General features: G+C 45.3%; 5 protein-coding genes. 2 read left to right on the top strand and 3 right to left on the bottom strand.

Annotation, left to right across the window (positions count from 1 at the left end):
* Positions 1–45: 45 nt before the first annotated feature.
* Together Q0372_RS04390 and Q0372_RS04395 are read left to right on the top strand one after the other, a co-directional pair.
* Positions 46–1,290, top strand: a complete 1,245-nt coding sequence (locus Q0372_RS04390) for a hypothetical protein (RefSeq protein WP_298103050.1) — start codon at positions 46–48, stop codon at positions 1,288–1,290.
* 214 nt (positions 1,291–1,504) lie between these two features.
* Positions 1,505–2,092: a hypothetical protein gene (locus Q0372_RS04395; protein ID WP_298103053.1), complete on the top strand. Its 588-nt coding sequence runs from the start codon at positions 1,505–1,507 to the stop codon at positions 2,090–2,092.
* On the opposite strand, the gene Q0372_RS04400 is transcribed toward Q0372_RS04395, so the two are convergent.
* The 3 genes from Q0372_RS04400 to Q0372_RS04410 form a co-directional block, all read right to left on the bottom strand.
* Positions 2,073–3,497, bottom strand: a complete 1,425-nt coding sequence (locus Q0372_RS04400) for a M48 family metallopeptidase (protein WP_298103056.1) — start codon at positions 3,495–3,497, stop codon at positions 2,073–2,075. The genes Q0372_RS04395 and Q0372_RS04400 overlap by 20 nt on opposite strands.
* A complete protein-coding gene (locus tag Q0372_RS04405) occupies positions 3,473–4,795 on the bottom strand; it encodes an MATE family efflux transporter (RefSeq protein WP_298103059.1) in 1,323 nt (440 codons plus the stop codon). Before Q0372_RS04405 ends, Q0372_RS04400 begins: the two co-directional genes overlap by 25 nt.
* Positions 4,796–5,044: 249 nt before the next feature.
* Positions 5,045–5,326: a type II toxin-antitoxin system RelE/ParE family toxin gene (locus Q0372_RS04410; protein ID WP_298103062.1), complete on the bottom strand. Its 282-nt coding sequence runs from the start codon at positions 5,324–5,326 to the stop codon at positions 5,045–5,047.
* Positions 5,327–5,459: the final 133 nt, after the last annotated feature.

Consider the following 5,459-nt stretch of genomic DNA (forward strand, 5'->3'; position numbering starts at 1 on the left):
TAATATTAGTAAAGCAAATTAAAATTTTTATAATTAAGAGGTAGGATGATGTTAAAACAAATTTTAAATGTAGCGTTAGCATATGTTGGGGTTATTGTCGGTGCTGGATTATCGTCCGGTCAGGATCTGATGCAATATTTCGTCAGTTTTGGCAAATGGGGTATTCTTGGAGCCGTTATTCTTGGTATTCTCAATGCCGTCTTTGGTAAAATCATTATTACATTCGGTAGTTATTTTAGATCCAATGATCACTTTGAAGTTCTTTCACAAATTGCTGGATCTATCACTAATAAAATTCTTGATATTTCTTTAATTATTTGCTGTTTTGTGGTAGGTTTTGTCATGATTGCCGGGGCTGGATCAAATCTTAATCAGCAATTTGGCATGCCATTCTGGTCAGGAGCACTCCTATGTGCCGTATTGATAATCCTTGTTAGCTTTCTTAATTTTGAAAAAATCACGAATGTGATCGGAATATTTACGCCTATTATTTTTATCATGATTATGATTATGGCAGTGTATACCTTTGCAAGTCAACGTTTTGATTTTAAAGAATTAGAAACAATTGCAAATACAATCTCTACTCCAATGCCAAATATCTGGTTTTCTGTTCTGAATTATTTTTCGCTCTGCGTTATGACAGGTGTATCAATGGCTTTTGTATTAGGGGGATCCATTATGAGGATTGGTGTAGCAGAAAAAGGTGGTACTTTGGGTGGATTTATAATCGGTATTATCATCACAGTTACAACCTGTATCTTATATGCAAATGTAAAACTTGCAACGACTGTTGATATTCCTATGTTGGCTATTGCCAAACAGATTCATCCTGCATTTGCGTTTGTGTATGCACTTGTTATCTTCGGCTTGATCTTTAATACTGCTTTCAGTTTATTCTATGCCTTAGCAAAACGTTTCTCATCTAATCAATCAAAACGTTTTTATCCAATTATGATTGGCACCGTAGTTGTAGGGTATATATTATCCTTTATGGGCTTTAAAAAATTAGTATCGATTATGTATCCAATTCTAGGTTATATTGGTTTTATAATGTTGATGGTATTACTAATTGGGTGGATCAAAGAGAGGTCAAATGTTAGAGATGAGAAGTTTTTGCGTCGCAAGATGATTCGGTTGATCACAAAAAAATATGATGATGAACAGGAATATACGAAGGCAGATAAAGAAAAATTTCAGAAGCTGGGTGAGGATTCAATAGTTGATACTAAAAGTATTAAAAGCGATATCAAAGATCTTGTCAAAGAGCAGTTCAATGATGATAACAAATAAATAAAGTTCAAAAAAATAAAGAAAGAACGATTATTTGAATTGGTTGAATTTTAAAGGGCGGTAAAGGATTTCGCTTGAAATAAAAAGAGCTCGGGAAACCTTGATTAGTCTAATTTAATATAATGATTTTAAAAAGATTAAATCAAACATATTTTCTGTTCTTTATCGTAAAAATTTCAAAATAAAAGCAACTATGAATTTAAAAAGGACAAAGATGGATCGCAAAAATGAGCCTGTAAATTTCAGATCCGCAGATGATGAGATGTTTGCGTTTTTATCGAGCTTGGGCGATTGCTGGCAAGTAAGCGAGGGCGGAGCGCGCTTTATAGAGGAAAATTTCACCTTCATCGGCTCCAAGCCCGTCTTGCGGGATTTAAAAGATTACGCGACCGCGGACTGCCTGAGCTTTGCCGGTGCCAGAAGCTTCATAGATGCAAACCCCGCGGTAAAAGCGAGGATTTTAGGCGGCGAAATCTGCTATTTGGGCGATAGTTTAACGAGCGCCGAGGTTAAATTTGCGCCTGAATATTTTTACGATTTTTTGAAATTTATAATGGAGCAGGTCCCCGAACACCACTATTTTTTCAGTCCTACCGCGCGCTGGCTTCTGCTGGTTGCGATGGAGAAATGCGTGGAATTTGCGAAATTTAGCCGCCTTTGCCGCGCAAGTTTCGGACTGGCTGCGGCCTGCTACGGCACAGCAAAAAGATCGGTTGAAATTTATCGGCTGCAAAGATCGTGCCGCAGTGACGCAAAATTTAAACGAGCGCCCCGTTCGCGAACTAGCCCTTGCCTAGCTTGATACGTGCCCTAAAATCGGGCATGATCTGCGCGATGAGCGCGTAAAAATCCGCTCCGTGATTTGCATGGATGAGGTGCGCGAGCTCATGCAGCACGACGTATTCGACGAAGCGCGGATCCCGCTCTATCAGGCTTAGCGAGAAGTTGAGATAGCCCTTGGCGTGGTTACAGCTACCCCAGCGCGTCTGCATTTTGCGCACCCGTACCCGCGCGATCTTGCGGCCTATCCGTGGGGAAAGCTTCGCGATATAGCGCAGATAAAGCTCAAGCGCAAAGGCCTTTTTAAACGCCGCAAACTCGCCCTCGCTCTCGCAAAAGATCACGTCTCGTGACATAAAAATTTTATCTTTAAATTTAGAGCTTTGGATAAAATTTTTGATCGTAAAATTGGGCTCGTAGCACTCCTCCGCTTGCGCGCTTTGCGATACATTTTGCGGCACGTTTTCGCTCGCGGATTTTGAAGTTCTTTCGTTCACGGCGGGTTTAAATTTTAAAATTCCGTCTCCTGCGGCAGGATTAAATTTTAAAATTTCGCCGCAGGATTGTTCAACGCCGTTTTGCTCTAGCACTTCTGTCTGGATACAACTCGATTTTAAAAACCCCTCGCCCGCTAAATTTTGTGCGCCGTCGCGATTTAAATTTTGCCCCCCCGCGCCCAAAGCATTTGAGTGAAATTTTAAATTTTCGCCGCCTTCCAGGCTTGCGTCCTCTCGCGCGAGATTAAATTCCAAATCTGCGTCCGCTGCGCCATTTTGCACTGCGGTATTTATAAACCCGCCGTTTTGCCGCATTTTGCTCTGTTGCGCTAGCCCCTGCGCCGCATCGCCAGGTAGGTCAAATTTCAAATTTTCGCTCGCCGCGCCATTTTGCGAGGTGTGCCCGCCCGAGTGAAATTTTAAAATTTCACTTGCCGTGCCGCCGCCCGCACCGTAATTCATGCCGCCCGTGCCGTTATTTGGGCTGCCGCCCACATAGCCGCCTGTACTGCTACCGCTTATGCCTGCGCCGCTTTGTAAATGAGCTGAATTTACGCTGCCCGCGTGACTATTCGTATCGTCATTCGCCCAGTTCACCCAGCCTCGCGTGCCGCCATTGTCTAAATTTTTATTCGCGCCGCAGTTTGTACTGAGCTCAGCCTCGCGGCTAAATTTCAGCTTGTAAATTTTGCCTAAAATTCTAACCTCGTCGCTTGCTAAAAGTTTGCTTTGCAGTCGCGCTAGCGTTTGGCGGATCCAGCTTTCGTGCTTCAGGATGAAGTCTTTCGCTTGCGCCGCGGTGTAGGAGCGCGGCACGCTCACGCTGATCTCGCAGTCCTTGCTAATGCGGATGCGCGCGTATTTCATCCGCTTAAAACGCAGACTTATCGGCAAGCCTAGCAAATTTAGACTAACTTTTTGCTCTGCCATTTTTTACTTATCCATCGCGCCGTATTCGCGCTACCGCGTAGCCACTCGTCGCAGAAAAACCCGATCCAAACGCCCAAAATTCCATACCCCAGATGAATGCCCAAAAACCAGCCCACGGGGATTGAGACGCCCCACATAAAGATCACGCCCATCGCAAAGGGAAACCTTGCGTCGCCGCTTGCGCGCAGGGCGTTTACGAATACGATATTAAGCGTCCGTCCGAACTCAAGTCCCAGCGTGAGGTAAAAAAGCGGCCGCATGACCTGCTTGTGCGCCTCGTTTAAGCTCAACATCTCCATGATCTGCTCGCGCGCTAAAAACACTATCGCGACGAAAAGCGCCGTCGCTCCAAGCCCAAAGCGCAGCGCGGTAAAAGTGTGCCGGTACGCCTCCTGCGGCTTGGCAGCGCCTACGAGGCGGCCTACGATCACTTCGTTTGCCATACTGATCGCGCTTCCGCCGAAGAAGATGAATGATGAAATTTGAAAATAGATCGTCTGTACGGTAAGGCTCGCCTCGCCCATGCTCGCTACGAAGGCGAAAGCGACTAGATATTGCACGATCCACAGCATGTTTTCGCCCGCGCTCGGAAGCCCTACGGATAAAATTTTGCGCAGCGTGGCGAACTGAATCTTTAAAAACATCGTTAGGTAAAATTTTATCTTTAGCACCTTCGTGATGATGAGAAAGAATAAAAATACGCCGATCATGCGCCCCGCGATGGTGCTCACGCCAATGCCCTCAAGCCCGTAGTACGGCAGTCCGAACGGCCTAAATAGCACGACGTAGTTGCCCGTGAGCGTTACTAGATTCATCACCACGGAGACTGCGATGATGAAATTTGCGTATCCGTAGACGCGCACGATGGCGCTAAGCACGATCGCGACGGCGTCTATTGCAAAGACGATGCTGATGACCTTAAGATAGATCGTGCTTTCGCTCAAAAGCTCGGCAGGCACTTGCAGCGCGTGCAGCAAAAACGGCGCGCAGCTAAAGACGAAAACGCCGCTGCAAAGCCCCACTAGCGCGTTGAACGCGATGCTTGTGTGGATCGCGCGCATGGCTAGGACTTTGTTTTTCGCCCCCAGCGCCTGCGCTACGAGCACAGAGCAGCCTACGGCCAGAAAGCCGAAAACGGTGATGAAGAGCAAAAATATCTCGTTGCCCGCCCCCAGCGCGCCCACTAGCGAGACGTCCACGCGTGAGATCATGTAGGTGTTGATAAACGTAGTCACGAGGCGCAAAAACATATCGACGTAGATTGCGAGCGAGAGCCTTAGCAGCGAGATTTCTTTCATATTTTGCCTTTATTTGGGGGAAATTGTAGCCGAAAATTCTTTTAGGTTTGCTTTTGCGTAGGGGGGGCGAGCGGAGTTGTTTTCGCACGCTGCGCGTAGAATTGAAATTTACGGCGCCGTGCGCGAATATGCGGTGATTTAGTGCGGATGAGCGGTTGATTTTCTTTGGCGCTGTAGCAGCGGCGAATGAGCGGTTTTAATAAATGGAGCGCGGAATTTAAACGCGGATGTTTTTAAATAAACATCAAGTTATCTCAATAAATTTTGCTTAAATATCGCCAGGATAACGATCGTATCGTCGGGTTCGTCTATTAGATACGGGATTACGAAACCCTTAAATATGAAATCTCTAATTTTATTATCGTCAAAGCTTTTTGATCTACGAAATTTATACGGCATAAAGCCAAGCTTGCCTGCTCGCGCAAAAAGTTCGTTTTTAAAATTTTCTATCGCATCCTCTGAGCGCTCTGCGATAAATTCTACGATCTTGCTAAGCTGCGCGCGAAATCTTTTAGACTGGATTATTTTCAATTTTTCCAGCCCTTGCCTAGCTTCTCAAAGCCGCTTAGATCGCCGTTTGCGTATGATTTTAAGTCCGCATCCATTCCGTTTTTTATCTCGTCGTAACTTTCGTCGGATTTAAACTCCGATAGAATCGTTTCTA

The organism is uncultured Campylobacter sp. (assembly GCF_937997405.1).
Taxonomy (GTDB): domain Bacteria; phylum Campylobacterota; class Campylobacteria; order Campylobacterales; family Campylobacteraceae; genus Campylobacter_B.